The organism is Sphingomonas anseongensis (genome assembly GCF_023516495.1).
Taxonomy (GTDB): Bacteria; Pseudomonadota; Alphaproteobacteria; order Sphingomonadales; family Sphingomonadaceae; genus Sphingomicrobium; species Sphingomicrobium anseongensis.
This window is the reverse complement of sequence record NZ_JAMGBC010000001.1, coordinates 1,173,064-1,199,617: the sequence shown is the minus strand read 5'-3', so window position 1 is coordinate 1,199,617 and position 26,554 is coordinate 1,173,064. Positions and strand designations below refer to the sequence as shown.

Below are 26,554 nucleotides of genomic sequence, written 5' to 3'. Positions count from 1 at the left end.
GGCTGAAGAGAAAGGAAGCTCACTATGTCCCGTCGTCGTCGCCCCGAGAAGCGCGAGATCCTGCCCGACCCGAAGTTCGGGGACGAGGTCCTCTCCAAGTTCATGAACAGCGTCATGCTGGACGGCAAGAAGTCGGTCGCCGAGAACATCGTTTACGGTGCTCTCGACAATGTCGAAGCGCGCCTGAAGAAGGAGCCGCTGTCGGTCTTTCACGACGCGCTCAACAACGTGAAGCCGGGCATCGAAGTCCGCTCCCGCCGGGTTGGCGGCGCCACCTACCAGGTACCGGTCGAGGTTCGCCCGGAGCGCGCCCAGGCTCTCGCCATCCGCTGGCTGATCACCGCCGCTCGCGCGCGTTCTGAAAAGACGATGGCCGGCCGGCTTTCGGGCGAGCTGATGGACGCCTCGCAGAATCGCGGAAACGCGGTGAAGAAGCGGGAAGACACGCACCGCATGGCCGAGGCGAACCGCGCCTTCAGCCACTACCGCTGGTAATTTTCGCACCTATATCGTGGCTAGCCGGCCGTTGTCGGCTCCCCACATCGCCAAGGAAGAACTGAAATGGCCCGCAGCCATCCGCTCGAACGCTATCGCAACATCGGCATCATGGCTCACATCGATGCCGGCAAGACGACGACGACCGAGCGAATCCTCTACTACACCGGCAAGTCCTACAAGATCGGCGAAGTCCACGAGGGCTCGGCGACCATGGACTGGATGGAGCAGGAGCAGGAGCGCGGGATCACCATTACGTCCGCTGCGACCACGACCTTCTGGAAGGCCGAGGACGGCGAAGGCCCCGAGCACCGCATCAACATCATCGACACTCCCGGCCACGTCGACTTCACGATCGAGGTCGAGCGTTCGCTTCGAGTGCTCGACGGCGCGGTCGCGGTGTTCGACGGCGTTGCGGGCGTCGAGCCGCAGTCGGAGACCGTTTGGCGGCAGGCCGACAAGTATGGCGTTCCGCGGATGTGCTTCATCAACAAGCTCGACCGCACCGGCGCCGATTTCTATTTCTGCGTCCAGTCGATCATCGACCGCCTCGGCGCCAAGCCGCTGGTCCTCTACCTCCCGATCGGTGCAGAGAGCGACCTCAAGGGCGTCGTCGACCTCGTCAACATGCGCGGCATCGTCTGGCAGGACGAAAGCCTCGGAGCGAAGTTCGACTATGTCGACATCCCCGAGGAGCTGAAGGAAAAGGCCGCCGAATATCGCCACAACCTGCTCGAGAACGTCGTCGAGCAGGATGACGACGTGATGATGGCTTATCTCGAGGGCGAGGAGCCCGACGCTCCGACTCTCAAGAAGCTGATCCGCAAAGGTACTCTGGCGCGCGCGTTCGTTCCGGTGCTGTGCGGCTCCGCGTTCAAGAACAAGGGCGTCCAGCCGCTTCTCGACGCCGTCGTCGATTACATGCCCAGCCCGATCGACGTTCCGCCGATCAAGGGCGTGAAGCCCGACACCGATATCGAAGACTCGCGCCCGGCCGACGACAATGCGCCGTTCGCCGCGCTTGCGTTCAAGATCATGAACGACCCGTTCGTGGGCACGCTCACCTTCGCCCGCATCTACTCGGGCAAGCTGACCAAGGGCGGCTACCTCAACTCGGTCAAGGACCGGGACGAGAAGATCGGGCGAATGCTCTTGATGCATGCGAACAGCCGCGAGGACATCGACGAGGCTTTCGCCGGCGACATCGTGGCTCTTGCCGGCCTCAAGGAAACGACGACCGGCGACACTTTGTGCGCCAAGAACGCCCCGATCATCCTCGAGCGGATGGAATTCCCCGATCCGGTGATTGAGCTCAGCGTCGAGCCGAAGACCAAGGCTGACCAGGAGCGGATGGGTATCGCGCTCAATCGCCTCGCCGCCGAGGACCCGTCATTCCGGGTATCCACCGACCACGAGTCCGGCCAGACGATCATCAAGGGAATGGGCGAGCTTCACCTCGACATTCTTGTCGACCGCATGAAGCGCGAGTTCAAGGTCGAGGCCAACGTCGGAGCTCCGCAGGTCGCTTATCGTGAATCGCTCGCGAAGCCGGTCGAGGTCACCTACACCCACAAGAAGCAGTCGGGCGGCTCCGGCCAGTTCGGCGAGGTGAAGGTTGCTCTCGAGCCCGGCGAGCGCGGAAGCGGAATCGAGTTCCTCGACGAGATCAAGGGCGGCAACATTCCGCGCGAATATATCCCGTCGGTCGAGAAGGGCATGCGCGAGACCGCTGAGACCGGTTCGCTGATCGGCTTCCCGATCATCGACTTCAAGATCCGGCTGCTCGACGGCAAGTACCACGACGTCGACTCCTCGGCGCTTGCGTTCGAGATCACCGGCCGCGGAGCAATGCGCGAGGCGGCCCAGAAGGCCGGAATCAAGCTGCTCGAGCCGATCATGAAGGTCGAGGTCGTCACCCCCGAGGATTATCTGGGCGACGTCATCGGCGACTTGAACAGCCGGCGCGGGCAGATCCAGGGCACCGACAGCCGCGGCAACGCGCAAGTCGTCGAGGCGATGGTGCCGCTTGCCAACATGTTCGGTTACGTGAACCAGCTGCGGTCGTTCACCCAGGGACGTGCCCAGTACACGATGCAGTTTTCTCACTACGAGGAAGTGCCGCAGAACGTCGCCGACGAGGTGAAGGCTAAGCTGGCATAACGGTAATTTTGTAGCTATGGGCGCGTCCGCGAACGGGCGGCGCGCCCGAATTTTCGAACAACGAGAGGCGTAAAATGGCGAAGGCTAAATTCGAGCGGAACAAGCCGCACGTGAACATCGGGACCATCGGTCACGTCGACCATGGCAAGACGTCGCTGACCGCGGCTATCACCAAGGTGCTGGCCGAGACGGGCGGCGCCACGTACACCGATTACGCGAACATCGACAAAGCCCCCGAGGAGCGCGAGCGCGGAATCACCATTTCGACCGCTCACGTCGAATATGAAACGGCTGCGCGCCACTACGCCCACGTCGATTGCCCGGGCCACGCCGACTATGTGAAGAACATGATCACCGGCGCCGCACAGATGGACGGCGCGATCCTCGTCGTGTCGGCCGCAGACGGCCCGATGCCGCAGACCAAGGAGCACATCCTGCTCGCCAAGCAGGTCGGCGTTCCGACCATGGTGGTCTTCCTCAACAAGGTCGACCAGGTCGACGATCCGGAGCTCCTGGAACTCGTCGAGCTGGAGATCCGCGAGGAGCTTTCCAAGCGCGACTTCGACGGCGACAACATTCCGATCGTCACCGGTTCGGCTCTCGCCGCGCTCGAGGACAAGAACCCCGAGATCGGCCACGACGCCATCCTCAAGCTGATGGCCGCCGTCGACGAGTGGATCCCGACTCCGGAGCGTCCGCTCGACAAGCCGTTCCTGATGCCGATCGAGGACGTGTTCTCGATCTCGGGCCGCGGAACCGTCGTCACGGGCCGCGTCGAGACCGGAATCGTCAAGGTTGGCGACGAAGTCGAGATCGTCGGGATCAAAGACACCGCCAAGACGGTCGTCACCGGCGTCGAGATGTTCCGCAAGCTGCTCGATCAGGGCCAGGCCGGCGACAACATCGGCGCTCTGATCCGCGGCGTCGGCCGTGAAGAAGTCGAGCGCGGCCAGGTTCTGGCCAAGCCCGGCTCGATCACTCCGCACACGGACTTCCAGGCGGAAGTCTACGTCCTGTCGAAGGACGAGGGCGGCCGTCACACGCCGTTCTTCGCCAACTATCGTCCGCAGTTCTACTTCCGGACCACGGACGTGACCGGCGAGGTCGTTCTTCCTGAGGGCACCGAGATGGTCATGCCGGGCGACAACGTCACCCTCGGCGTGAAGCTGATCGCCCCGATCGCGATGGACCAGGGCCTGCGCTTCGCAATCCGCGAAGGCGGCCGGACCGTCGGCGCAGGGGTTGTCGGTTCGATCTCTAAGTAATATAGGGCGCCAGCCGCGCGGCTCCTGAAGGATTCGCGCGGCTCGCACTTTTAACGTTTTGAAATTGGCGGGCCGCGGCTTCTGCTTCGGTTCGCGGGCTCTTTCGCATCGGTAGGGACATGGAAACGCAGAACATCCGGATTCGTCTGAAGGCGTTCGATCATCGAGTGCTCGATCAGGCAACTGGCGACATCGCCGACACGGCGCGTCGCACGGGTGCGTTGATTCGCGGTCCAATCCCCCTTCCGACGCGCATTGAGAAGTTCACCGTCAACCGCTCGCCGCACATCGACAAGAAGTCGCGCGAGCAGTTCGAGGTGAGGACGTACAAGAGGCTGCTCGATATCGTGCAGCCGACCCCGCAGACGGTCGACGCTTTGATGAAGCTGGACCTCGCCGCGGGTGTCGATGTGGAGATCAAGCTGGCGTAATGCCGGCGCTCGCCCTTCGGGGCGTGTCACATCGGGAGATACCGCGGAGCATTAGCTCCGGCTGCGTCCCCGCCGCTCCTTCCAGGGAGCTCTAGCCCAGGCGGGGCACGCGGAAATTTGAACGGGCTGCAAGCACTCGGGGATTTTCCCGTGTGCCTCTGTGTAGGAGCATTTGGTCATGCGCACTGGCGTGATCGCGAAGAAGGTAGGAATGACCCGCCTGTTCCAGGCGGACGGCCGGCATGTGCCCGTGACCGTCCTGCAGCTGGACGGGGTGCAGGTCGTCGGCCGCCGCGAGGCCGATCGCGACGGCTATACCGCCGTCCAGCTCGGCGCCGGCAAGGCGAAGGCGAAGAACATCGCCAAGCCGCAGCGCGCTGCGTTCGGCAAAGCCGAGGTCGAGCCGAAGGCGAAGGTCGTCGAGTTCCGCGTCGCGGAAGATGCCCTGCTCGAGGTCGGTGCCACCCTTAGCGCAGAGCATTTCATTGCCGGCCAGCTCGTTGACGTTTCGGGCGTCACGCAGGGCAAGGGCTTTGCAGGCGCGATGAAGCGCTGGAATTTCCGTGGTCTTCGGGCCACCCACGGCGTCTCGGTCTCGCACCGTTCGCACGGTTCGACCGGCAACCGCCAGGATCCGGGCCGAGTGTTCAAGAACAAGAAGATGGCGGGCCACATGGGCGCCCGCAATCGCACCCAGCAGAATCTCGAGGTCGTTCGCACCGATCCTGCGCGCGGCCTTATCTTCATCAAGGGCTCGGTTCCGGGTCACAAGGGCAGCTGGCTGACCATTCAGGACGCGATCAAGATCCCGCGCCGCGAGGATGCTCCGTACCCGGCCGGCCTGTTCGAGCCGAAGAAGGCCGAAGCCGCCCAGGAAGAGCATGCTCCTGCCGGCCTCGTCGACGAGGGCGCGGTTCACGAGATCCCGGCGCTGCCGAGCGATGCCGAAGTCGCGGCGATCGCAGCGGAGCAGGAAGCCGGTGCCGCTGCTGAAGCCGAGGCCGAGGCCAAGGCTGCGGAAGCGGGCGAAGACAATGCTGGCGGCGCTGCCGAGGGCGATGCCCCGGCTGCCGACGAAAGCAAGGAAGGCTAAGCAATGAAGGTCAAGGTCCAGAACCTCGACTCCGGCAAGGGGGGCGACATCGAGCTCAATGACGCCATCTTTGGCGTCGAGCCGCGCGCTGACATCCTTCACCGCGTCGTGACGTGGCAGCTCACCAACCGCCGCGCTCCCGCGCGTCCGGCCCGTGAGCGCAGCGAGGTCGCGCGCACGGGCAAGAAGTTCGGCCGCCAGAAGGGCGGCGGTACGGCTCGTCACGGCGATCGCCGCGCCCCGATTTTCGTCGGCGGCGGCAAGGCTCACGGCCCGCGTGCCCGGGTGTTCGTGTCGAGCCTCAACAAGAAGGTTCGTGCGCTCGGCCTGAAGATGGCGCTGTCGTCCAAGGCTCGCGAGGGCAACCTCATCGTCGTCGACAATCTCGACCTGCCGCAGGGCAAGACGAAGGAGCTCAAGAACAGGCTCGGCAAGCTCGGCTTCGGCAAGAGCGCGCTGGTGATCGACGGTGACGCGCTCAACGTCGGTTTCGCCCGCGCTTCGTCGAACCTTGAGAGCATCGATCTGATGCCGGCGCTCGGAGCCAATGTTTACGACATCATGCGCCACGAGACGCTGGTCCTGACCCGCGCCGCGGTCGAGAAGCTGGAGGCCCGGTTCAATGGCTAAGAAGCAGCAGGCCGAGGTGAAGGTGAACCACTATGACGTGGTTCTCGCTCCGCACATCACCGAGAAGTCGACGATGCTGTCCGAGCACAACGCCGTCGTGTTCAAGGTCGCGTCGGGCGCCTCCAAGCCGGAGATCAAGGAAGCCATCGAGGCTTTGTTCAACGTCAAGGTCACCGGCGTGAATACCGTCGTGACCAAGGGCAAGAGCAAGCGCTGGAAGGGCAAGCCCTATCAGCGGTCGGACTTCAAGAAAGCGATCATCACTTTGGCCGAAGGCCAGACGATCGACGTGACGAGCGGGATCTAAGCCATGGCACTCAAGCAATATAAGCCGACGAGCCCCGCACGCCGCGGCCTGATCCTCGTCGACAAGTCGGCGCTGTGGAAGGGCAAGCCGGTCAAGACGCTGGTCGAAGGCAAGCGCAAGACCGGCGGCCGCAACAACAAGGGCCATGTTACCAGCCGCGGAATCGCCGGCGGCCACAAGCAGAAGTACCGGATCATCGACTTCAAGCGCCGCACCTGGGACGTTGGGGCCACGGTCGAGCGGCTGGAGTACGACCCCAACCGTTCCGCGTTCATCGCGCTCATCACCTACGAGGGCGGCGAGCAGGCTTATATCATCGCTCCGCAGCGTCTCGCTCCGGGCGACAAGGTCATCGCCGGCAAGAAGGTCGACGTGAAGCCGGGCAATGCAATGGAGGTCGGCCAGATGCCGGTCGGAACCATCGTCCACAATGTCGAGCTTAAGCCCGGCAAGGGCGGCCAGATCGCCCGCGCCGCAGGCACCTATGTGCAAGTCGTCGGCCGCGACAAGGGAATGGTCATCGTCAGGCTGAATTCAGGCGAGCAGCGCTACGTGCGCTCCGACTGCATGGCCACCGTTGGCGCAGTGTCCAACCCGGACAACGCCAACCAGACGCTGGCCAAGGCGGGCCGCACTCGCTGGATGGGCAGGCGCCCGCTGACCCGCGGCGTCGCCAAGAACCCGGTCGACCATCCGCACGGCGGTGGTGAAGGCCGGACCTCGGGCGGCCGTCATCCGGTCACTCCGTGGGGCAAGCCGACCAAGGGTGCCCGCACTCGTAACAACAAGGCGACGGACAAGTTCATCATCCGGTCCCGCCACGCGAAGAAGAAGGGTTAAGCAATGGCCCGTTCCGTCTGGAAAGGCCCGTTTGTCGAGCTTTCGCTGCTGAAGAAGGCCGAGAGCGCTCAGGACAAGGGTGGCCGTGCGCCGATCAAGACTTGGTCGCGCCGTTCGACGATCCTGCCGCAGTTCGTCGGCCTCACCTTCAATGTCTACAACGGCCGCAAGTTCGTGCCGGTGTCGGTCAATGAGGACATGGTCGGCATGAAGCTGGGCGAGTTCGCTCCGACCCGCACCTTCCACGGCCACGCCTCCGACAAGAAGGGCAAGCGCTGATGGGCAAGCAGGCTGCACCCCGCAAGGTGAGCGACAAGGAAGCGCTCGCCGTCGGCAACACCATCCGTGGCTCGGCCCGCAAGCTGAACCTGGTTGCTCAGTTGATCCGCGGCCGGAAGGTCGAGGAAGCTCTGAACATCCTCAAGTTCTCGCCCAAGGGCATGGCCGACGATGTCCGCAAGGTGCTCGCAAGCGCGGTCGCCAATGCGGAGAACAACCACAATCTCGACGTCGACGCCTTGGTGGTCGCCGAGGCGAGCGTCGGGAAGTCGCTCTCGATGAAGCGTTTCGCGACCCGCGCACGCGGCCGCTCGAGCCGCATCGTCAAGCCGTTCAGCCGAATTCGCGTCGTCGTTCGCGAGCAGGAAGAAGCGTAGATATGGGCCAGAAATCCTCACCTGTCGGGCTTCGCCTGCAGATCAACCGTACCTGGGACAGCCGCTGGTTCGCGGAAGGCCAGGATTACGGCCGGCTTCTGCTCGAGGACCTCAAGATCCGCCGCTACATCCTCGACCTGCTTCCGCAGGCGGCGATTTCGAAGGTGGTGATCGAGCGTCCGGCGAAGATCTGCCGGATTTCCATCTACGCTGCCCGCCCCGGTGTGATCATCGGCAAGAAGGGCGCGGACATCGAGAAGCTGCGCAAGGCGCTGCAGGCGATGACCTCCAGCGACGTCAGCCTCAACATCGTCGAGATCCGCAAGCCGGAAGTCGACGCGAAGCTCGTCGCCCAGGGCGTTGCCGACCAGCTTGAGCGCCGTATCGCGTTCCGCCGGGCAATGAAGCGCGCGGTTCAATCCGCCCTGCGCCTCGGTGCCGAGGGCATCCGGATCACCTGCGCCGGCCGTCTTGGCGGCGCCGAGATCGCTCGCACCGAATGGTACCGCGAGGGCCGCGTGCCGCTGCATACGCTGCGCGGCAACGTCGATTACGCCGAGGCGGAAGCGCACACCGCTTACGGCGTCTGCGGAGTGAAAGTGTGGATCTTCAAGGGCGAGATCCTGGGTCACGACCCGACCGCCCAGGACCGGCTGATGATGGAGGCTCAGACCTCCGGAGTTCGCCCGGCCCGCGAAGACCGCGGTCGCTAAGGCTTTAGGAACAAACGATGCTGCAACCCAAGCGCACAAAATTCCGCAAGGCCTTCAAGGGCCGCATCCATGGCAATGCCAAGGGCGGGACCGAGCTCAACTTCGGCGCCTTCGGCCTCAAGGCCATGGAGCCGGACCGGATCACCGCTCGCCAGATCGAGGCGGCTCGCCGCGCGATCCAGCGCCACATCAAGCGCGCCGGACGGCTCTGGATCCGAGTGTTCCCGGATGTTCCCGTCAGCTCCAAGCCGGCGGAAGTCCGCATGGGCTCGGGCAAGGGAAGCCCGGAATTCTGGGTTGCCCGGGTGAAGCCCGGTCGCATCCTGTTCGAGCTCGACGGAATTCCCGGCCCGCTCGCCAAGACCGCTTTTGAGCGCGCAGCCGAAAAGCTGCCGATCAAGACCAAGGTCATCGCTCGCCTGGGCGAGACCCTGGTTGAGGAGGACCGTTAGAAATGGCCGCGATCGACGATCTCAAGGTCAAGACCGACGACCAGCTTCAGCAGGAGCTGCTGCAGCTGAAGCGTGAGCAGTTCAACCTTCGCTTCCAGTCGGCGACCAATCAGCTCGAGAAGCCTTCGCGAGTGACGGAGGTCCGCAGGACCATCGCGCGGATCAAGACGCTTCAGAACCAGCGCGCCCGCGAAGCGGCGAAGGCGTAAGGGAGATTATTTGAGATGCCAAAGCGCGTCCTGATCGGAACCATCGTTTCGGACAAGGGTGACAAGACCGTCACCGTCCGCGTCGATCGGCGGGTGAAGCACCCGCTGTACGGAAAGATCATCCGCCGTTCGAAGAAGTACCACGCGCACGATGCGGACAATGCGTACCGCACCGGCGAAGAGGTGCGCATCGAAGAGTGCAAGCCGATTTCGAAGCACAAGACCTGGACGGTCATCGAGCGCATCGGTGCGGCCAAGGTGGCGGCGGTAGAGATCAACGAGCCGGACGTGCTGGCTTCCGAGATGGAGCCGAGCGCGGAGGCGAAGGCCGAGAAGGCGCAGCCGGAGAAGGCTGAAAAGCCGGCGAAGGCAGAGAAGGTCGAAAAGACCGAGAAGAAACCCGCCAAGCCCTCGAAGGGCAAAGGCAAGGCGAAAGCCGAAGACGTCGCTGAAGCGGACGCTTGAGCGGATTTGGAAGAGGATAGGGTCGAACAATGATCCAGATGCAGTCAAACCTGGACGTCGCGGACAACAGCGGCGCGAAGCGCGTCCAGTGCATCAAGGTGCTTGGCGGCTCGAAGCGCCGGGTTGCCGGTGTGGGCGACATCATCGTCGTTTCCGTCAAGGAAGCGGCTCCGCGCGGCCGAGTGAAGAAGGGCGACGTTCACCGCGCGGTGATCGTTCGCACGGCCAAGGACATCCGCCGTCCCGACGGTTCGGTGATCCGCTTCGATTCGAACGCGGCAGTGCTGGTCAACAAGGCGGACGAGCCGATCGGAACGCGCATCTTCGGCCCGGTCGTTCGCGAGCTTAGGGCGAAGAAGCACATGAAGATCATCAGCCTCGCCCCGGAGGTTTTGTAATGGCCCAGAAGATCAAGAAGGGCGACACGGTCGTGGTGCTTGCCGGCAAGGACAAGGGCCGCAGCGGCGAGGTCACGAAGGTGATTCCGAAGGACGACAAGGTCGTCGTTTCGGGGGTCAACGTGCATGCCCGCCACCGCAAGCCGTCGCAGCTGAACCCGCAGGGCGGGATCGAGCGCAAGGAAGCGCCGCTGCACATTTCGAACGTCGCGATCGCCGATCCCAAGGACGGCAGCCCGACCCGCGTCCGCTTCGAGGAGCGTGACGGCAAGAAGGTGCGCGTCGCAGCCAAGTCCGGAGAGCTGATCAATGGCTGACAACGAAAACAAGATCGACGAGGCCGAGCAGGTCGAGCCGACCGAGACCAAGGCTGTCGAGGCTGAGGCCACCGGGACCAAGGCTGACGAGGCCGAGCAGGCTGAAAAGCCGGCGAAGGCTGAGAAGGCTGAGAAGGCCGAGAAGAAAGCCGGCAAGGCGTCGTCGAAGCCGGCCGACTATATGCCGCGCCTGAAGACCGACTATGAGGACCGCATCGTCAAGGCGATGACCGAGAAGTTCGGCTACAAGAACCGGCTCGAAGTTCCGCGTCTCGACAAGATCGTCGTGAACATGGGCGTCGGCGAGGCGACCCAGGACAAGAAGAAGGTCGAAGCGGCCGCCGCCGAGATGGAGGCGATCGCCGGCCAGAAGCCTGTGATCACCAAGGCGAAGAAGTCGATCGCACAGTTCAAGCTGCGCGAAGGCATGCCGATCGGCTGCAAGGTCACGCTTCGCCGCGACCGCATGTACGAATTCCTGGACCGGCTGGTCACCGTCGCACTTCCGCGAGTCCGCGACTTCAGGGGCCTCAACCCCCGGTCGTTCGACGGGCGCGGCAATTATGCGATGGGCCTGAAGGAACAGATCGTTTTCCCCGAGATCAACTACGACCAGATCGAGAAGGTCCGGGGGATGGACATTATCGTGACAACCACCGCGAAGACGGACGAGGAGGCGCGCGAGCTGCTGCGCTTGTTCAACTTCCCGTTCCCCGCGGAAGCAGAGGAAAAGCAGGCCGCTTAATGCGGTCTGCATAGGAGAAGAACTTAAGTCATGGCGAAACTGAGTTCGATCAACAAGAACGAGCGTCGCAAGAAGCTCGTCCTGAAATACGCGTCGAAGTACGAGAAGCTTAGGGCTATCGCGGACGACGAGTCGAAGGACGAGACCGAGCGGCTGATCGCACGTCTGAAGATGGCGGAGATCCCCCGCAACGGGAACCCCACGCGCGTGCGCAACCGCTGCGAGCTGACCGGCCGCAGCCGTGCTTATTATCGCAAATTCCGCCTGTCGCGGATCATGCTTCGGGAGCTGGCCAACAAGGGCCTGATCCCGGGCGTCACCAAGTCTAGCTGGTAAGGGAGGATCATTAGATGGCGATGACCGATCCTCTGGGTGATCTGCTCACCCGCATCCGCAACGGCCAGCAGGCGCGCAAGGACTCCGTCCTGACGCCGGCGTCGAAGCTTCGCGCCCATGTGCTCGATGTGCTTCAGCGCGAAGGCTACATCCGCGGCTATTCCGAAGAGGTTCTTGCCGGGCAGAAAGGCCTGCGCATCGAGCTCAAATATTTCGAGGGCCAGCCCGCGATCCAGCATCTGGCGCGCGTGTCCAAGCCCGGACGCCGTGTCTATTCCGGAGCCAAGGAGCTGCCCCGGATCCGCAACGGCCTGGGCGTGGTCATCGTATCGACCCCGCGCGGCGTGCTTTCCGACGCGGAAGCTCGCGACCAGAACGTCGGCGGCGAAGTGCTTGCGGAGGTGTTCTGATGAGCCGCATCGGCAAAAGGCCGGTTGAGCTGCCCTCAGGGGTCAGCGCGACCACCGAAGACCAGACGCTCGTCGTCAAGGGTCCGAAGGGCGCTCTGCAGCTGCAGATGCGTGACGAGATCCGGTACGACATTTCCGAAAACGGAATCAGCGTCGTCCCGGCCAACGACACCAAGGCGGCGCGCGCCTTCTGGGGTATGCAGCGCACGCTGGTCCAGAACCTCGTGACCGGGGTTACCGAGGGCTTCTCCAAGGTCCTCGAGATCAACGGCGTCGGCTATCGCGCCCAGGCGCAGGGCCGCAACCTCAGGCTGCAGCTCGGCTACAGCCACGACGTCAACTTCCCGGTTCCCGAGGGCGTAGAGGTCAAGACTCCCGACCAGAACACGGTCGAGATCAGCGGGATCGACAAGCAGAAGGTCGGCCAGGTCGCGGCCGAAATTCGCCGCTGGCGCAAGCCTGAGCCCTACAAGGGCAAGGGCATCAAGTATCGCGGCGAGTACATCTTCCGCAAAGAAGGCAAGAAGAAGTAGCCATGGCGAAACTCTCTCTCTTCGACCGCCGCCGCAGGCGTGTCCGTACCGCGCTGCAGGGCGTCGCGTCGGGCAAGCCGCGCCTGTCGGTGCATCGTTCGGGGCGGCACATTTATGCGCAGGTCATCGACGACAGCGCGGGAACGACTCTCGCTGCCGCTTCGACGCTCGACAAGGATCTCAAGGGCAAGACGAACGCCACCCGCGACGGCGCTGCCGCAGTCGGCAAGGCGATTGCCGAGCGCGCCAAGAAGGCCGGCGTTTCGGCCGTGGTCTTCGACCGTGGCGGCTTCCTGTTTCATGGCCGCGTGAAGGCGCTGGCCGATGCCGCTCGCGAAGGCGGATTGGAGTTCTAGATGGTGCAAGAGAACGAAACTCCGGAAGTGACCGAGGGCGGCGCCGAGCAGGCGCAGGCCGAAGTCCCGGCGAAAGAGGAAGCTGTGCAGGCCGAGGCTGCGGCCGAAGCCGCTCCGGCCGAAGCCGCTCCGGTTGAGCGCGAGCAGACTCAGCAGCGTCCTCGCGGCGGGCGCGGCGGCGGTCGCGGAGGCCCCGGTGGCGGCGGACGTGGTCGCGGCGGCGGAGACCGCGGCGGACGTGGCCGTCGTGACGACCGGCGTGGTCGTGGCGATGATGACGGCGGCGAGGAGCTGATCGAAAAGCTCGTCCACATCAACCGCGTGTCCAAGACGGTGAAGGGCGGCAAGCGCTTCGGTTTCGCAGCGCTCGTGGTCGTTGGCGACGGCAAGGGCCGCGCTGGCTTCGGCCACGGCAAGGCCCGCGAGGTCCCGGAAGCGATCAGCAAGGCGACCGCTGCGGCGAAGAAGGCGATGATCCGCGTTCCGCTCCGCGACGGCCGTACACTCCACCATGACGGTCTCGGTCACTTCGGTGCCGGGCGCGTGACCCTTCGCTCGGCTCCTGCCGGGACCGGGATCATCGCCGGCGGCCCGATGCGCGCGATCTTCGAAAGCCTCGGAGTTGCCGACGTCGTCACCAAGTCGGTGGGTACGTCGAACCCGTACAACATGATTCGAGCGACCTTCGAGGCGCTCAAGGAACAGACGAGCCCGCGCTCGGTGGCTCAGCGGCGCGGCAAGAAGGTCGCCGACCTGCTCGGCCGCGGCGGCGCGACGACCGCCGAGGCTGAGGCCCAGGCCGAAGCGCTCGCGGAGTAATACTGATGGCGAAGATCAAGATCACCCAGACCGGATCGCCGATCCGCCGCGACAAGACGCAGCGGGCGACCCTTGTCGGCCTCGGTCTCAACAAGATGGGCCGCACCGTGGAGATCGACGACACTCCGGAAGTCCGCGGCCAGGTCCGCAAGGTCCAGCACCTTGTGGATGTCGAAACCGCCTAACCAGACCCGCGCCTGACGGCGCAGCGCGACAAAAGCGAAAGCGAGTGCAACGACATGAAACTTAACGAAATCCGAGACAATCAGGGCGCCCGCAAGGGCCGCATGCGCGTCGGCCGCGGAATCGGCTCCGGCAAGGGCAAGACCGCGGGTCGCGGGCAGAAGGGTCAGAAGAGCCGCTCGGGCGTCTCCGTGTTCGGCTTCGAAGGCGGCCAGATGCCGCTCCACATGCGCCTGCCGAAGCGCGGCTTCAACAACATCTTCGCCAAGGATTTTGCCGAGGTGAACCTCGGTGCGGTCCAGAAGGCGATCGACGCCGGCAAGCTCGACTCCAAGGGCACGCTCGACCATGACTCGTTTAAGGGCGCCGGCCTCGCTCGCGGCGGCCGCGACGGAGTCCGGCTCCTCGGCAAGGGCGAGCTCAAGGCGAAGCTCAACGTTCGGGTCGCCGGCATCTCGAAGGGCGCCCGTGAGGCGATCGAGAAAGCGGGCGGATCGGTCGAGATCATCGAGCCGAAAAAGCCGGCCGAGCTCGCCGCGGCCAAGAAGGGCAAGGCACGCGACGCGCGCATTGCGGACAAGGCTGCCAAGGCGTCTTCGAACGCCTGAGCGTCGCTGCCGCTCGCAATGGCGACAAGTCGGCCTATATGAGCCCGAGCGTCTAGGGGAATTCAGGTAAATGGCATCCGCAGCCGAGCAACTTTCTTCAAGCATCAGCCTTGCGAACTTTTCCAAGGCGACAGAGCTCAAGAAGCGGCTGTGGTTCACGCTTGGCGCGCTGATCCTATTCCGGTTCCTGTCGTTCGTTCCGATTCCGGGCGTCGATCCTGCCGGAATGCAGGCGCTGTTCCAGACTCAGAGCGGCGGAATCCTCGACGTCTTCAACACCTTTTCCGGCGGCGCGCTTGAGCGAATGAGCGTCATCGCGCTTGGCGTGATGCCCTACATTACCGCCTCGATCGTCGTTCAGCTCGGCGGGACGATGTACGGACCCTGGCAGGCGCTCCGCAAGGAAGGCGAAAGCGGCCGCCAGAAGCTCAACCAATATACGCGTTACCTGACGGTTGCGCTCGTGCTCGTTCAGGGCTTCATGGTGGTTCGCGGGCTGGAGAGCCAATCGCTTCGCCAGGGAATCCAGGCTGTCGCCCAGCCGGGCCTGATCTTCGAGGCTGCAGGCACAATCAGCCTCGTCGGCGGCACGTTGTTCCTGATGTGGATCGGCGAGCAGATCACCAGCCGGGGAATCGGCAACGGCGTCTCGCTGATCATCATGGCCGGAATCGTCGCCCGTCTCCCGCAGGCCGTCGCTCAATTGTTCGAAGGCGGCCGTACGGGAACGATGAACCCGGTGCTCGTCGCCGGAATGGTCGCCCTGACGATCGGCCTTGTTGCCTTCATCTGCTTCATGGAGCGCGCGCAGCGCCGGGTGCTGATCCAGTACCCGAAGCGCCAGACCGCGCGCGGCGCGATGCAGCAGGAGCGCTCGCACTTGCCGATCAAGATAAACACGGCCGGCGTCATCCCGCCGATCTTCGCCTCGTCGCTTCTGCTGATGCCGCTCACCGCGATCCAGTGGATGGGCAAGGGGGCCAACCCGGACAGCGCGACCAGCGACTGGCTGATCACGATCAGCACCTATCTGCAGAGCGGAAGCCCGCTCTACATGCTGCTCTACGGCGGCGGCATCATCTTCTTCACGTTTTTCTACACCGCCGTTCAGTTCAACAGCGAGGAAACAGCCGAGAACCTGAAGCGCCACGGCGGATTCATTCCGGGAATCAGGCCGGGCAAGGCGACCGAGCATTATTTCGACTACCTGCTGACCCGGGTCACCGTCGTCGGCGCTACCTATCTGGCGCTGATCTGCCTGATCCCGGAATTCCTCTTTGCGCAGGCGGGCATCCCGTTCCGCCTCGGCGGCACCAGCCTGCTCATCGTCGTCAACGTGACGATGGACACGGTGACTCAGATCCAGAGCCACCTCATCGCGCATGAATATGGAAACCTGATCAAGAAGGCTAAGCTCAAGAGCGGGCGTCGCCGATAGCCGCTTGGTCGTGGGGGGCCGGCAAATGAACATCATTCTGCTCGGCCCTCCAGGTGCCGGAAAAGGCACGCAGGCCGCCCGCCTCGAACTCACTCGCGGGATGGTCCAGCTGTCTACCGGAGACATGCTCCGCGCAGCAGTCGCCCAAGCGACACCGGTCGGGCTGAAGGCGAAAGCCGTGATGGAAGCGGGTGAGCTCGTCAGCGACGCGATCGTCAGCGCGCTGATCGGCGAACGGCTCGACTCCATCGGCTCCAACGGCGCGATTTTCGACGGCTACCCGCGCACCAGGCCCCAGGCGGAAGCGCTCGACCTGCTTCTTGGCGAGCGGGGCAGAACCCTCGATTATGTGATCGAGCTGGAAGTCGACGAGGAAGCTCTGGTCGAGCGGATCACCGGCCGATTCAGCTGCGCCAGCTGCGGCGCGCCCTATCACGACCAGTACAAGCTGCCGCAAGTCGAGGGCACTTGCGACGTCTGCGGCTCTCACGAATTCAAGCGGCGGCCGGACGACAATGAGCAGACGGTGCGTACCCGGCTCGCAGAATATCGCGCCAAGACGGCGCCGATCCTGCCTTATTACGAGGAGCGGGGGTTGGTCCGCCGGGTCGACGGGATGGCGAGCGTCGAAGAGGTCGCCGCCGAGATCGACGCGATCCTCGACTCCTAGGCGCGGTCCAGCGTCACGAAGCGGAAGCCTGGCCGGTTTCCCTCCGGCGCATGGACTTCGACCTCGGTCTCCCTCCAATCGCTGCTTTCCCGCGGATCGGGCATGATCGTGTCCCCGGGCACGTCCGCAAGGACTTCCGTAAGCTCGACACGCTCTGCGCGAGGCAGGAACAGCGCAAAGACGTCCGCTCCGCCGATGACCGAAACCGGTTCGTTTGCGGCAAGCTCGAGTGCTTCCTCGGCGCCATGCGCGATCTCCGCTCCTTCCGCTTTCCAGCTTCGGTCGCGGGTCAGGACGATATGCCGGCGCCCCGGAAGCAGGCCTGGGAGGCTTTCGAAGGTGCGGCGCCCCATGATCATCGCCGTTCCCATAGTGATCGCCTTGAAGCGCTTCAGATCGGCGGGGATTCGCCAGGGTAGGGTGCCTTCGCGGCCGATCACGCCGTTGAGGGCGCGGGCAACGACCAGGGTGATGCGCGGGCGAGGGTCCATCGCCGCGATTTGCCGTGCGGCGGCGCGAATGCCAAGTAATCCTACGTGAGCGACGCCCAGGCATCACTGATCGACGAGGTCCGGCAGCGGTTCGGCTCCAAGGCTGCGATCACCGATGCGGGCGACATCGAGCCGTGGCTGACTGACTGGCGGGGTCGCTATCACGGAAAGGCTGGAGCGATCCTGGCCCCCGCATCGACCGCCGAAGTAGCCGAAATCGTCAATCTCGCTGCCCAATGCCGGGTCCCGCTCGTACCGCAAGGCGGCAATACGTCCATGGTGGGCGGCGCGACTCCGCCCCCAGATGGCTCAGCGCTGATCCTGTCGCTCCGTCGCATGAGCGCCATCCGATCGATCAGCGCCGAGCACAACGTGGCAGTGGCGGAGGCCGGCGTGATCCTCGCTCACCTCCACGAGCAGGCCGCCGCCGTCGGGCGACGCTTTCCTCTGACACTCGGTGCGCGGGGCAGCTGCACGATCGGCGGCCTCGTCTCGACCAATGCCGGCGGCACCCAGGTTCTTCGGTTCGGGACCATGCGCTCGCTCATCGCCGGCCTGGAAGCGGTCCTTCCGGACGGATCGATCCACGACGGGCTTTCGGGCTTGAAGAAGGACAACCGCGGCTACAGCCTCGACCAGCTTCTGATCGGTGCCGAGGGCACGCTCGGGATCGTCACCGCCGCCTCGCTGAGGCTGGTTCCGGCGGTCCACTCACGCGCCGTGGGCTGGGCCGGAGTTCGCGACCCCGGTGCCGCCCTCGCCCTGCTTCGGGATTTCGAGGCGCGGACGGACGCGATCGAAGGTTTCGAGCTGGTCCCCGGGGATTCGCTCGCCCTGGTTCTGAAACACGTTCCGAGCACTCGTCCGCCCCTGGAAAAGCCGCATTCGTGGAACGTGCTCATCGAAGCGACTTCGGCGACGGCGGAGCTAGACCCTGTCGAGCTTCTCCAGACGCTGCTTGCGAAGGCGATCGAGACGAAGCTGGTCGAGGACGCCATGGTCGCTTCCTCCGAAGCCCAGGCGGAAGCCTTGTGGAAGATCCGCGATTCCATCTCCGAGGCCGAACGCTCGGAAGGGCCTTCTACTGCCCACGATATCTCGGTCGCGGTAGCGGACATGCCGCAATTCCTGCTGAATTCTAAGGTCGAGGTCGAACGGGCATTTCCCGGAGCGGTCGCAAGCGCGTTCGGACATCTTGGCGACGGCAACCTCCACTTCCATGTCCGCGCCGGAAGCCGGGCGGCTTCCGACTGGATCGAGCGGGAGGGGCCAGCGATCACGCAGCTGGTCGACGATCTCGTAACTCAGGCAGGGGGATCGATCTCGGCCGAGCACGGAATCGGGCAGATGAAGCGGACGGAGCTCGAGCGCCTCGCGCCACCCGGCGACCTGGCGGCGCTGAAGGCGATCAAACGGGCGCTCGACCCGCTCGGAATCATGAACCCCGGAAAGCTTCTCTAGGCGCCGTCGACGAAGTCCCGCAGGCGCTGGGCGAGCGGCTCAACCGGAAGCCCGCTTCGGACCGCGATGAACAAGGTGTCGTCGCCGGCGATGGTGCCGACGATTTCCGGAAGCTTTGCCTGGTCGAGAGCGAGGCAGACCAGGCCGGCCGAACCCGGCGGCGTCCTGACGACGATCATGTTGCCCGCTGTGTTGATCGACTGCACCCATTCGGCGAATATCCGGCGAAGGCGGGTCCCCGACCGGTCGCGGTCGGCGATCTGGTCGGGCAGCGAATAGCCAAGCTTGGACCCGCGCTTCACCTTCACTGCACCGATCTGGTCGAGGTCTTGGGAAACGGTCGCGCGGCTGACCTGGTAGCCCGAGGCAGCCAACCGAGCGCTGACCTCCTCATGGCTGAGCGGCGAATGTTCGCGAAGCAAGTCGACGATTGCGCGCTGTCGTTGCGCGCGGGGGATGGCCATCAAAAATCACTCCTGGGACACGAAAAAGTCTGGCGCGCCCGGCAGGATTCGAACCTGCGACCTCAAGCTTAGAAGGCTCGCGCTCTATCCAACTGAGCTACGGGCGCGTGGCTGCAGTGTATCGGATAACCTTGTTCGCCGAAACGAGTCAGGCGACGGTCTCGAGCAGCCCCTCGAACAGGCGTCTGCCGTCGGTGCTTCCGTGCGCCGGCTCGATGGCGCGCTCGGGGTGAGGCATCATTCCAAGCACGTTGCCGGAATTGTTGAGGATCCCCGCGATGTTGCGCGCGGAGCCGTTGACGTCGGCGGCGTAGCGGAAGGCGACGCGGCCCTGGCCTTCGAGCCGGTCCAGGGTTTCCGCATCCGCCTGGTAGTTTCCGTCATGGTGGGCGACGGGGATGTGGATCGTCTCGCCCTTCGAATAGCCGCTGGTGAAGAGGGTCTGGCTGTTCTCGACGATCAACGGTACCGGCCGCGACACGAAGTTCAGCCGCCCGTTGCGCATCAGCGCGCCCGGCAGAAGCCCGGTCTCCGTAAGCACCTGGAACCCGTTGCAGACGCCGATCACCGGCACTCCGCGATTGGCCGCGTCGATTACTGCGCGAATGATCGGCGACCGCGCCGCCATTGCGCCTGACCGCAAATAATCTCCGTAGGAAAAGCCGCCGGGAAGGCCGACGAAGTCGGTTCCGTCGGGAAGCTCGCTTTCCTTGTGCCAGACCATGGCCGGAGCCCGCCCGGTGACCTGCTCGAGCGCAACGGCGAGGTCGCGATCGCAATTTGACCCGGGGAAGACGATGACCGCGGTCTTCACGTTCAGCCCCCTCGCTCGACCCTGAAATTCTCGATAACCGTGTTGGCCAGCAATTTACGGCACATCGCCTCGATGTCCGAGTCGCTGGTTGAATCTTCAACATCGAGCTCGATCAGCTTGCCCGCGCGGACGTCGTTGACGCCCGAAAAGCCGAGCCCTTCGAGAGCATGGTGGATGGCCTTCCCCTGGGGATCGAGGACGCCGGGCTTGAGGGTAATGAAAACGCGCGCTTTCATGGCGGCCCTATGGCTGCGAAGCTCGTCGGCGGCAAGCTTTACCCTCTGTTTACCAGAAGCGCGCATGTTGAGAGCGTGCCGGCCTGTAACCGGCTTATTGGGGAGATTGGGATGGTCTGGCTCGCTCTTGCCATCTTCGTCGCGGTTTTCGGCTGGGGTGGGACCTATTTCGGTTGGCACGACCCCGAAGGAAAGGTGCGGCTCGCCTTGTTTACCTGCTTCGTCCTGGGCGCCCTTTCCGGGTACAAGTCCAAGGGCGATTGACCGCTCGCCGTTGCTAGCCGCGACGGCTCGTCTAGAAGCGACGGGTGAGAGATCTTCCGCCCTATGCCCGGCTGCTCCGCCTCCGTTTCGAGACTGAGGCGGGCGCACCCCTCGTCGTGATGCCCTATGGCGAAGACGTGGTCGGAAGGCCCGGCTTCCTTCATGGCGGAGCGATTGCGGGACTCCTGGAATTTGCGGCGTTCACCGGGCTTTCGCGCGCGCTCGACGACGACTCGGTCGCGATGAAGCCGGTCACCGTGACCGTCGATTACATGCGTCCCGGGGTCGAGCGCGAAACCTATGCAACCGCCGTCATCGAGCGTCTTGGCGCGACGATTGCCAACGTCGAGGCATTCGCCTGGCAGGAGCATCGCGACCAGCCTATCGCGAGCGCAAGGCTGAACTTCCTTCTGGAGCGTCCCACTACCGTCTGACCACTGGCGCGGCCGCCTATATTCTGGCAGCGCTTGGCGCCGTGGACTTCGAGCTCACCCAGCGGCAGGCGCACTTTCGCGACCGGGTTCGCGCGTTCGTGGAGGATCAGATCCGGCCGCGGCTGGGGGACTGCCGCGACCAGCACGCGGCCGGCGACCGCTGGCAACCCCTGCCAATCATCGAGGAGCTGAAGCCCAAGGCTCGCGAGGCGGACTTGTGGAACCTGTTCATGCCGCCGGCTCCGGCAGTGCCTCAGGTCGACGACAGCTTCGCCTTCGAAGGCGAGCAGCTGACCAACCTCGAATATGCGTTGTGCGCCGAGGAGATGGGGCGGATCCCCTGGGCCAGCGAAGTCTTCAACTGTTCGGCGCCCGACACCGGCAACATGGAGGTCCTCCACCGCTACGGGACGCGCGAGCAGAAGGATCAGTGGCTGGCGCCGCTTATGCGCGGCGAAATCCGTTCCGCATTCCTCATGACGGAGCCGGGCGTAGCTTCGTCGGACGCGACCAACATCGAATGCTCGATCGCGCGCGACGGCGACGATTATGTCATCAACGGCCGCAAATGGTGGTCGTCGGGCGCCGGCGACCCGCGCTGCAAGCTCACGATCCTGATGGGCAAGACCGACCCCGGCGCTCCGCCGCACAAGCAGCAATCGATGATCCTGGTGCCGATGGACGCGCAAGGGCTGCGGGTGGAGCGGGCGCTCACCGTCTACGGATACGACGATGCGCCACATGGGCACATGGAGATCGCGCTGGAGGACGTGCGCGTTCCCGCGTCGAACCTGCTACTCGGCGAAGGCCGCGGCTTCGAGATCGCCCAGGGCCGCTTGGGCCCGGGCCGGATCCACCATTGCATGCGGACCATCGGCGTAGCGGAAGAGGCGCTGCAGCTGATGTGCGAGCGGCTCCAAAGCCGGATCGCCTTCGGAAAGCGCCTCTCCGAGCACAGCATCTGGGAGCAAAGGATCGCCGAAGCGCGCATCGAGATCGAGGCGACCAGGCTGCTCTGCCTCAAAGCGGCCGACATGATGGACCGCGCCGGAAACAAGGCCGCCAAGGCCGAGATCGCGATGATCAAGGTCAAAGCTCCGCAGATGGCCCTCAAGGTGATCGACGATGCGGTCCAGGCATTTGGCGGCGCGGGGGTCAGCCAGGACACTCCGCTGGCAATGAGCTGGGCGCATATCCGCACACTTCGCCTCGCCGACGGCCCGGACGAAGTGCATAATCGGAGCATCGCCAGGATCGAGCTCGAAAAGCACCGGCCTCGGGATAGCAACTGATGGGCATGCTCGATCACAAGGTTGCGATCGTCACTGGCGGCGCCTCCGGGATCGGGATGGCTGCAGCCGAGCTGTTCAGGGCCGAGGGCGCGACGGTCGTCGCTGCAGATCGAACCTTGGGCGAAGGGATCACCCAGCTCGACGCAGGATCGGAAGAAGAGGTTGAGGCTTTCGTCGAGCGGACCGTCGCGGACTTAGGCGGGATCGACATCGTCTTCGCCAATGCCGGGATTTCGGGCGGCATGGCGGGTATTTTCGAGCAGAGCAGCACCGACTGGCAGGAGATTCTTCGGGTCAACCTCGTCGGCCCTTTCCTTCTGATCAAATATGCTGCGCCTCACATGAAGGAGAGGGGCGGCGGCTCGATCATCTGCACGGCCTCGGTCGCGGGGCTTCGAGCGGGCGCGGGGGGCGCGGCTTATTCCGCGTCCAAGGCCGGCGTCATCAGCCTGGTGAAAGTGGCAGCGACGCAACTTGCAGGCACCAACGTGCGCGTGAATGCCATCTGCCCCGGACTGATAGAGACCGGCATGACCGCGCCCTTGTACGAGTGGGCACGTTCGACGGGCCGCGAGGAACGGATCGGCAGATTGAACCCGATGAAGCGCGGCGGCGAACCTGGGGAGATCGCCTCGGTCGCTCTGTTCCTTGCGTCCGACGCCGCAAGCTACGTCAACGGCCAGGCGATTGCCGTCGACGGGGGCCTTTCGGCCTCGCATCCGTTCTCGATCCAGGACTATGGCCGCACCTCGGCCTGACTACCGGAGGACCTAGTGACCAACCCCATCTCGACCAGGCGCCACGGCGACGTGCTCATCATCGAATCGAACAATCCGCCGGTGAACGCGCTTTCGGCAGCAGTCCGCCAGGGGCTCGTCGAGGCTATCGAGCAAGCCGAGGCGGACGAGGGCGTGAAGGCGGTGGTGATCGCCTGCGAGGGACAGACCTTCTTCGCCGGAGCCGACATCACCGAATTCGGCAAGCCGCCGATCATGCCGTGGCTTCCGCAGGTCGTCGACCGGATCGAGGATTGCACCAAGCCGGTTGTCGCAGCGATCCACGGCACCGCGCTTGGCGGCGGGCTCGAGGTCGCGCTCGGTTGCCATTATCGGGTCGCTGTGCCGACGGCGAAGCTGGGTACGCCCGAGGTGAAGCTCGGCCTGCTTCCCGGCGCAGGCGGGACCCAGCGGCTTCCGCGTGTGGCCGGAGTCGAAAAGGCGCTGCAAATGTGTGCGACCGGCACCCCGATCGGCGCCAAGGAGGCGAGCGAGGCAGGTCTGGTTGACCGGCTGGTCGAAGGTGACCTTCTTCCGCACGCGGTGGCTTTCGCCGAGGAGGTTCGCGACATCCGGCCGCTGCCCAAATCGTCCGAGCGGCAGGACCGTGTCGACGGGGTCGATCCCGCGGTGTTCGACGAATTCCGAAAAGCGAACGCGCGCAAGTTCAGGAACTTCGACGCCCCCGAGGCCAATATCCGGGCGGTCCAGGTCGCGACCCAGAAGCCCTATTCCGAAGGCGTGACCGAAGAGCGCAAGCTGTTCATGGAGCTGATGGGCGGCACCCAAGCCAAGGCGCAGCAATATTTCTTTTTCGCCGAGCGCAAGGCCGCGAAGATCGACGACATTCCGGAGGACACCAAGCCGCGCGACATCCGCAAGGTGGGCGTGATCGGCGCCGGCACCATGGGCGGTGGAATTTCGATGAACTTCCTGTCGGCCGGAATCCCCGTGACGATCGTCGAGATGGGGCAGGAGGCGCTCGACCGGGGCACCGGAGTGATCCGCAAGAATTACGAGGCTAGCGCGGCAAAGGGCCGCTTCACAGGCGAGCAGGTTGAGAAGGCGATGGGGCTGCTATCGCCGACGCTCGATTTCGACGCGCTTGCCGACTGCGACCTCGTGATCGAGGCGGTCTACGAGAATATGGACGTGAAGAAGGAGGTCTTCGGCCGCCTGGATAAGATCGCCAAGCCCGGCGCGATCCTGGCGTCGAACACCAGCTACCTGAACGTCAACGAGATCGCGGCATCGACGTCGCGGCCTCAGGACGTCCTGGGCATGCACTTCTTCTCGCCGGCGAACGTGATGAAGCTTCTCGAGGTCGTTCGCGGCGAAAAGACTGCGCCCGACGTGCTCCTGACCGCGATGCAGCTCGGCAAGAAAATCCGCAAAGTGCCGGTCGTCGCCGGAGTCTGCCACGGCTTCATCGGCAACCGGATGCTGATGCCCCGGCAGGTCGAGGCGATGAAGCTGCTTCTGGAAGGCGCAACGCCGGCCCAGGTCGACAAAGTCCATGTCGACTTCGGAATGCCGATGGGCCCGTTCCAGATGGCGGATCTCGCGGGCGTGGATATCGGTTGGCACCGCGACCCCAACCGCATCGAGAGCCTTCGCGACGCGCTCTGCGCAATCGAGCGCTGGGGCCAGAAGAAAGGCGCTGGCTTCTACGATTATGACGACAAGCGCCGCCCCAGCCCCTCGCCGGTCGTGCAGGACATCATCGAGAAGTTCGCCGCCGAGAGGGGCGTCGAGCGGCGGACGATCTCGGACCAGGAGATCGTCGAGCGAACCATTTATCCGATGGTCAACGAAGGCGCGAAGATCCTCGAGGAGGGAATGGCCCAGCGCGCCTCGGACGTCGATGTGGTGTGGGTCTATGGCTACGGCTGGCCGGTGTACAAAGGCGGGCCGATGTTCTGGGCTGACAATATCGAAGGACTGACGAAGATCGTCGCGGGCCTCAAGCAGCAGGAAGCGCGGATGAAGCCTGACTTCAGCTTCTCCAGGCTGCTGCTGGACAAAGCGCAAAAGGGCGAGAAGTTTACGCGCTAGGGCGTGGCTCCTGCGGGAGCAGCGCAAGCATCGCCCAGGCGACCGCGGCCACTCCTGCTGCTGTCACGAACACCGCGCCAGCGCCTTCGCGGTCCCACAGCGCGCCCGCAGCAAGGCTTGCAAGCAGTCCCGCGACACCCGTAACGAAATAGTAGGCGCCGAAGCTCGTGGCGCGCAGGTGATCGGGCGCGCTGTCGGCGATCATCCGGGCGAAGATCCCCTGCGTCATCGCCATGTGCGCGCCCCAGAGCAGCACTCCGATGGTGAGACCTGCGAGGCCCCAATCCTGTGACAGGATGAGGTCACCCGCGATCAGGACAGCGATCCCCGCCATGAGGATCGAGCGCGGTGGGATTCGATCGCTGAGCGCTCCGGCCGGATAAGCGAGGGCGACAAAGCCCACGTTGAACAGCACCAGCGCGAGCGGCGACAGCGCCGGCGACAGACCGAGGTCCATTCCGCGAAGGATCAGGAAACTCTCCGAAAAGCGCGCGAGCATGAACAAAAAGCCGACGCCCAGGATTCGGCGGGTTTCGACGTTGAGCTCGCGAAAGCCGCGAAGCAGCGGCTGCTTCTTGTCTGTCACGGTCGCGCCGCTCGTCTCCTTCAACGCGAAGACGATCAGGAGGGCAGACAAGGCGGCGGGAATGATCGCGATCCAGAAGACCGTGCGGACGGCGCCTGCGAACGCATACATGAGCGCCATCGCGATGATGGGAGCGATCAATGCGCCGACGGTGTCGAGCGCCTGCCGGAGACCGAAGGCCCGGCCGCGGATCTCCGGCGGAGTCTCGTCGGCGATCATCGCGTCGCGCGGAGAGCCGCGAATGCCCTTGCCGATCCGATCCATGAACCGCGCCGCCATCACCGTCACCGCGCCTGTTGCGAGCGGGAACAGAGGCTTGGAGAGCGCCGCCATTCCATAGCCCAGCAGGACCCACGGCTTCCGCCTCCGGCTTCGGTCGGAAAGCCGCCCGGATGCGAGCTTGGCGAATGACGCCGTGGCCTCGGCCACCCCGTCGATCGCCCCGAGAGCAAGCACCGGAAGGCCGAGGACCGATGTGATGAAGACCGGCAGAAGCGCGTGATAGATTTCGCTGCTCAGGTCCATCAGCAGGCTGACGAAGCCAAGCACCCAGACGGTGCGCGGTAGCGGAGGGCGTTGGCCGGCCATTGCCCGCCATTGCGGACACATCTCCCGATCCGCAAGGTTGAAGCGGCGCTTGACAGGAACAACCTTATTGCTGTTCAAACTGTTGTCATGCAGCAAATCAGCTCGCCCCATACGCCTGCGGCGCTCGCCACGCGGTTCACCAACGTCGCTCACAAATGGGTGGAGGACGGTCCCGCCGAGCGCGCCGAGGCTGCCAGGCGCAAGCTTCTCCAGGCGATCGCGGAGAAGGAGCCGGCCACGCTCAACGAGGTCGCAGCCGCGGTTGCGCGCGGGGCTCCCGCAGTCAGCCGCTCCGTAGAGGCGCTTGTTCGCGCCGGCCTCGTCGAGCGCCAGGCCGATCCCGACAACCGCCGCCGCCTCGCGCTTCGCCTGTCGAGCGCCGGCCTGGACGAGCTAAGCCGGAACCCGTCGGCCAACCGCATGCTCCGCACCAAGTTCGAGCGGCTTGCGCACAGCGAGCTTCGCGCCGTCGAGCGGGCGGTCGAGATTCTGGAGCGCGGACTCTAGGAACGGCTTGCAAACGGGACCGTTCGTCCCATGTTGCATTGCAACAATGCCGCGATT

37 protein-coding genes, 1 tRNA gene and 1 pseudogene are annotated in these 26,554 nt (G+C 64.5%); 33 read left to right on the top strand and 6 right to left on the bottom strand.

The window, feature by feature from the left end; translation table 11 throughout:
• Positions 1–24: 24 nt before the first annotated feature.
• From rpsG to LZ519_RS06110, 26 genes and pseudogenes are all read left to right on the top strand, one after another.
• Positions 25–495 (top strand): 30S ribosomal protein S7, encoded by a 471-nt coding sequence (gene rpsG / locus LZ519_RS06235; protein ID WP_249867842.1) that lies wholly within the window; start codon positions 25–27, stop codon positions 493–495.
• Between the two features lie 66 nt (positions 496–561).
• On the top strand, positions 562–2,655 hold the full coding sequence (gene fusA, locus LZ519_RS06230; protein ID WP_249867841.1) for an elongation factor G: 2,094 nt from the start codon (positions 562–564) through the stop codon (positions 2,653–2,655).
• Positions 2,656–2,729: 74 nt separating this feature from the next.
• Positions 2,730–3,920, top strand: a complete 1,191-nt coding sequence (gene tuf / locus LZ519_RS06225) for an elongation factor Tu (protein ID WP_249867840.1) — start codon at positions 2,730–2,732, stop codon at positions 3,918–3,920.
• Between the two features lie 119 nt (positions 3,921–4,039).
• The gene (gene rpsJ, locus LZ519_RS06220; RefSeq protein ID WP_044450118.1) at positions 4,040–4,351 is read left to right on the top strand and encodes a 30S ribosomal protein S10; all 312 of its coding nucleotides are present in this window, start codon (positions 4,040–4,042) and stop codon (positions 4,349–4,351) included.
• A gap of 178 nt (positions 4,352–4,529) precedes the next feature.
• Entirely contained in the window at positions 4,530–5,444 is a 915-nt protein-coding gene (gene rplC / locus LZ519_RS06215) for a 50S ribosomal protein L3 (protein ID WP_249867839.1), read from the top strand.
• A 3-nt stretch (positions 5,445–5,447) separates the two neighbouring features.
• Positions 5,448–6,074: a 50S ribosomal protein L4 gene (gene rplD, locus LZ519_RS06210; RefSeq protein ID WP_249867838.1), complete on the top strand. Its 627-nt coding sequence runs from the start codon at positions 5,448–5,450 to the stop codon at positions 6,072–6,074.
• Positions 6,067–6,381 (top strand): 50S ribosomal protein L23, encoded by a 315-nt coding sequence (locus LZ519_RS06205; protein ID WP_249867837.1) that lies wholly within the window; start codon positions 6,067–6,069, stop codon positions 6,379–6,381. The genes rplD and LZ519_RS06205 overlap by 8 nt, the downstream gene beginning before the upstream one ends.
• A gap of 3 nt (positions 6,382–6,384) precedes the next feature.
• Positions 6,385–7,221: a 50S ribosomal protein L2 gene (gene rplB, locus LZ519_RS06200; protein WP_249867836.1), complete on the top strand. Its 837-nt coding sequence runs from the start codon at positions 6,385–6,387 to the stop codon at positions 7,219–7,221.
• 3 nt (positions 7,222–7,224) lie between these two features.
• A complete protein-coding gene (gene rpsS, locus LZ519_RS06195; RefSeq protein WP_249867835.1) occupies positions 7,225–7,500 on the top strand; it encodes a 30S ribosomal protein S19 in 276 nt (91 codons plus the stop codon).
• Positions 7,500–7,877: a 50S ribosomal protein L22 gene (gene rplV, locus LZ519_RS06190; protein ID WP_249867834.1), complete on the top strand. Its 378-nt coding sequence runs from the start codon at positions 7,500–7,502 to the stop codon at positions 7,875–7,877. Before rpsS ends, rplV begins: the two co-directional genes overlap by 1 nt.
• Positions 7,878–7,879: 2 nt before the next feature.
• On the top strand, positions 7,880–8,590 hold the full coding sequence (rpsC, locus tag LZ519_RS06185) for a 30S ribosomal protein S3 (protein ID WP_249867833.1): 711 nt from the start codon (positions 7,880–7,882) through the stop codon (positions 8,588–8,590).
• Positions 8,591–8,607: 17 nt separating this feature from the next.
• Positions 8,608–9,042 (top strand): 50S ribosomal protein L16, encoded by a 435-nt coding sequence (gene rplP, locus LZ519_RS06180; RefSeq protein WP_249867832.1) that lies wholly within the window; start codon positions 8,608–8,610, stop codon positions 9,040–9,042.
• Positions 9,043–9,044: 2 nt separating this feature from the next.
• Entirely contained in the window at positions 9,045–9,251 is a 207-nt protein-coding gene (gene rpmC, locus LZ519_RS06175) for a 50S ribosomal protein L29 (RefSeq protein WP_249867831.1), read from the top strand.
• Positions 9,252–9,266: 15 nt separating this feature from the next.
• Positions 9,267–9,524 (top strand): annotated as a pseudogene (rpsQ, locus tag LZ519_RS06170) (30S ribosomal protein S17); the annotation flags it as partial.
• 221 nt (positions 9,525–9,745) lie between these two features.
• On the top strand, positions 9,746–10,114 hold the full coding sequence (gene rplN / locus LZ519_RS06165; protein WP_249867830.1) for a 50S ribosomal protein L14: 369 nt from the start codon (positions 9,746–9,748) through the stop codon (positions 10,112–10,114).
• Complete coding sequence (rplX, locus tag LZ519_RS06160) at positions 10,114–10,431, top strand: 50S ribosomal protein L24 (RefSeq protein ID WP_249867829.1); 318 nt, start codon at positions 10,114–10,116, stop codon at positions 10,429–10,431. Before rplN ends, rplX begins: the two co-directional genes overlap by 1 nt.
• A 181-nt stretch (positions 10,432–10,612) precedes the next feature.
• Positions 10,613–11,176 (top strand): 50S ribosomal protein L5, encoded by a 564-nt coding sequence (gene rplE / locus LZ519_RS06155; protein WP_249868877.1) that lies wholly within the window; start codon positions 10,613–10,615, stop codon positions 11,174–11,176.
• 30 nt (positions 11,177–11,206) lie between these two features.
• Positions 11,207–11,512, top strand: a complete 306-nt coding sequence (rpsN, locus tag LZ519_RS06150; protein ID WP_249867828.1) for a 30S ribosomal protein S14 — start codon at positions 11,207–11,209, stop codon at positions 11,510–11,512.
• A gap of 14 nt (positions 11,513–11,526) precedes the next feature.
• The gene (rpsH, locus tag LZ519_RS06145) at positions 11,527–11,922 is read left to right on the top strand and encodes a 30S ribosomal protein S8 (protein WP_249867827.1); all 396 of its coding nucleotides are present in this window, start codon (positions 11,527–11,529) and stop codon (positions 11,920–11,922) included.
• Complete coding sequence (rplF, locus tag LZ519_RS06140; protein WP_249867826.1) at positions 11,922–12,455, top strand: 50S ribosomal protein L6; 534 nt, start codon at positions 11,922–11,924, stop codon at positions 12,453–12,455. The genes rpsH and rplF overlap by 1 nt, the downstream gene beginning before the upstream one ends.
• Positions 12,456–12,457: 2 nt before the next feature.
• On the top strand, positions 12,458–12,811 hold the full coding sequence (gene rplR, locus LZ519_RS06135) for a 50S ribosomal protein L18 (RefSeq protein ID WP_249867825.1): 354 nt from the start codon (positions 12,458–12,460) through the stop codon (positions 12,809–12,811).
• Entirely contained in the window at positions 12,812–13,630 is an 819-nt protein-coding gene (gene rpsE, locus LZ519_RS06130; RefSeq protein ID WP_249867824.1) for a 30S ribosomal protein S5, read from the top strand.
• 5 nt (positions 13,631–13,635) lie between these two features.
• The gene (gene rpmD, locus LZ519_RS06125) at positions 13,636–13,815 is read left to right on the top strand and encodes a 50S ribosomal protein L30 (protein WP_249867823.1); all 180 of its coding nucleotides are present in this window, start codon (positions 13,636–13,638) and stop codon (positions 13,813–13,815) included.
• Between the two features lie 54 nt (positions 13,816–13,869).
• Positions 13,870–14,421 (top strand): 50S ribosomal protein L15, encoded by a 552-nt coding sequence (gene rplO, locus LZ519_RS06120; protein WP_249867822.1) that lies wholly within the window; start codon positions 13,870–13,872, stop codon positions 14,419–14,421.
• A 70-nt stretch (positions 14,422–14,491) separates the two neighbouring features.
• A complete protein-coding gene (gene secY, locus LZ519_RS06115) occupies positions 14,492–15,859 on the top strand; it encodes a preprotein translocase subunit SecY (protein ID WP_249867821.1) in 1,368 nt (455 codons plus the stop codon).
• Between the two features lie 25 nt (positions 15,860–15,884).
• Positions 15,885–16,529, top strand: coding sequence for an adenylate kinase (locus LZ519_RS06110; protein WP_249867820.1), 645 nt, complete (start codon positions 15,885–15,887; stop codon positions 16,527–16,529).
• Here the strand turns inward: LZ519_RS06110 and LZ519_RS06105 are convergent.
• Positions 16,526–17,020, bottom strand: a complete 495-nt coding sequence (locus tag LZ519_RS06105) for a dihydrofolate reductase (protein WP_249867819.1) — start codon at positions 17,018–17,020, stop codon at positions 16,526–16,528. The two genes, LZ519_RS06110 and LZ519_RS06105, sit on opposite strands and share 4 nt — an antisense overlap.
• A gap of 45 nt (positions 17,021–17,065) precedes the next feature.
• Here LZ519_RS06105 and LZ519_RS06100 point away from each other — a divergent pair, with 45 nt between their 5' ends.
• The gene (locus tag LZ519_RS06100; RefSeq protein ID WP_431358088.1) at positions 17,066–18,481 is read left to right on the top strand and encodes an FAD-binding oxidoreductase; all 1,416 of its coding nucleotides are present in this window, start codon (positions 17,066–17,068) and stop codon (positions 18,479–18,481) included.
• Here LZ519_RS06100 and LZ519_RS06095 read toward each other — a convergent pair.
• The 4 genes from LZ519_RS06095 to purS form a co-directional block, all read right to left on the bottom strand.
• On the bottom strand, positions 18,478–18,945 hold the full coding sequence (locus LZ519_RS06095; protein ID WP_249867818.1) for an arginine repressor: 468 nt from the start codon (positions 18,943–18,945) through the stop codon (positions 18,478–18,480). The genes LZ519_RS06100 and LZ519_RS06095 overlap by 4 nt on opposite strands.
• 30 nt (positions 18,946–18,975) lie before the next feature.
• Positions 18,976–19,052: transfer RNA gene (locus LZ519_RS06090), tRNA-Arg, on the bottom strand.
• 41 nt (positions 19,053–19,093) lie between these two features.
• The gene (purQ, locus tag LZ519_RS06085; protein ID WP_249867817.1) at positions 19,094–19,759 is read right to left on the bottom strand and encodes a phosphoribosylformylglycinamidine synthase subunit PurQ; all 666 of its coding nucleotides are present in this window, start codon (positions 19,757–19,759) and stop codon (positions 19,094–19,096) included.
• Positions 19,760–19,761: 2 nt separating this feature from the next.
• A complete protein-coding gene (purS, locus tag LZ519_RS06080) occupies positions 19,762–19,995 on the bottom strand; it encodes a phosphoribosylformylglycinamidine synthase subunit PurS (RefSeq protein WP_249867816.1) in 234 nt (77 codons plus the stop codon).
• A gap of 111 nt (positions 19,996–20,106) precedes the next feature.
• On the opposite strand from purS, the gene LZ519_RS06075 reads away from it, so the two are divergent.
• From LZ519_RS06075 to LZ519_RS06055, 5 genes are read left to right on the top strand one after another with little or no spacing between them, the layout of a single operon-like run.
• Positions 20,107–20,259: a hypothetical protein gene (locus LZ519_RS06075; RefSeq protein ID WP_249867815.1), complete on the top strand. Its 153-nt coding sequence runs from the start codon at positions 20,107–20,109 to the stop codon at positions 20,257–20,259.
• A 44-nt stretch (positions 20,260–20,303) separates the two neighbouring features.
• Positions 20,304–20,693 carry a PaaI family thioesterase gene (locus LZ519_RS06070; RefSeq protein WP_249867814.1) on the top strand — a complete coding sequence of 130 codons (390 nt, stop codon included), beginning with the start codon at positions 20,304–20,306 and terminating at the stop codon, positions 20,691–20,693.
• Between the two features lie 41 nt (positions 20,694–20,734).
• Complete coding sequence (locus LZ519_RS06065) at positions 20,735–21,985, top strand: acyl-CoA dehydrogenase family protein (protein WP_249867813.1); 1,251 nt, start codon at positions 20,735–20,737, stop codon at positions 21,983–21,985.
• The gene (locus LZ519_RS06060) at positions 21,985–22,743 is read left to right on the top strand and encodes an SDR family NAD(P)-dependent oxidoreductase (RefSeq protein ID WP_249867812.1); all 759 of its coding nucleotides are present in this window, start codon (positions 21,985–21,987) and stop codon (positions 22,741–22,743) included. Before LZ519_RS06065 ends, LZ519_RS06060 begins: the two co-directional genes overlap by 1 nt.
• A gap of 15 nt (positions 22,744–22,758) precedes the next feature.
• Positions 22,759–24,816 (top strand): 3-hydroxyacyl-CoA dehydrogenase NAD-binding domain-containing protein, encoded by a 2,058-nt coding sequence (locus LZ519_RS06055; RefSeq protein WP_249867811.1) that lies wholly within the window; start codon positions 22,759–22,761, stop codon positions 24,814–24,816.
• Here the strand turns inward: LZ519_RS06055 and LZ519_RS06050 are convergent.
• Entirely contained in the window at positions 24,806–25,990 is a 1,185-nt protein-coding gene (locus LZ519_RS06050) for an MFS transporter (protein ID WP_249867810.1), read from the bottom strand. The genes LZ519_RS06055 and LZ519_RS06050 overlap by 11 nt on opposite strands.
• 87 nt (positions 25,991–26,077) lie before the next feature.
• Here LZ519_RS06050 and LZ519_RS06045 point away from each other — a divergent pair, with 87 nt between their 5' ends.
• Positions 26,078–26,497, top strand: coding sequence for a MarR family winged helix-turn-helix transcriptional regulator (locus tag LZ519_RS06045; RefSeq protein ID WP_249867809.1), 420 nt, complete (start codon positions 26,078–26,080; stop codon positions 26,495–26,497).
• Positions 26,498–26,554 lie beyond the last annotated feature (57 nt).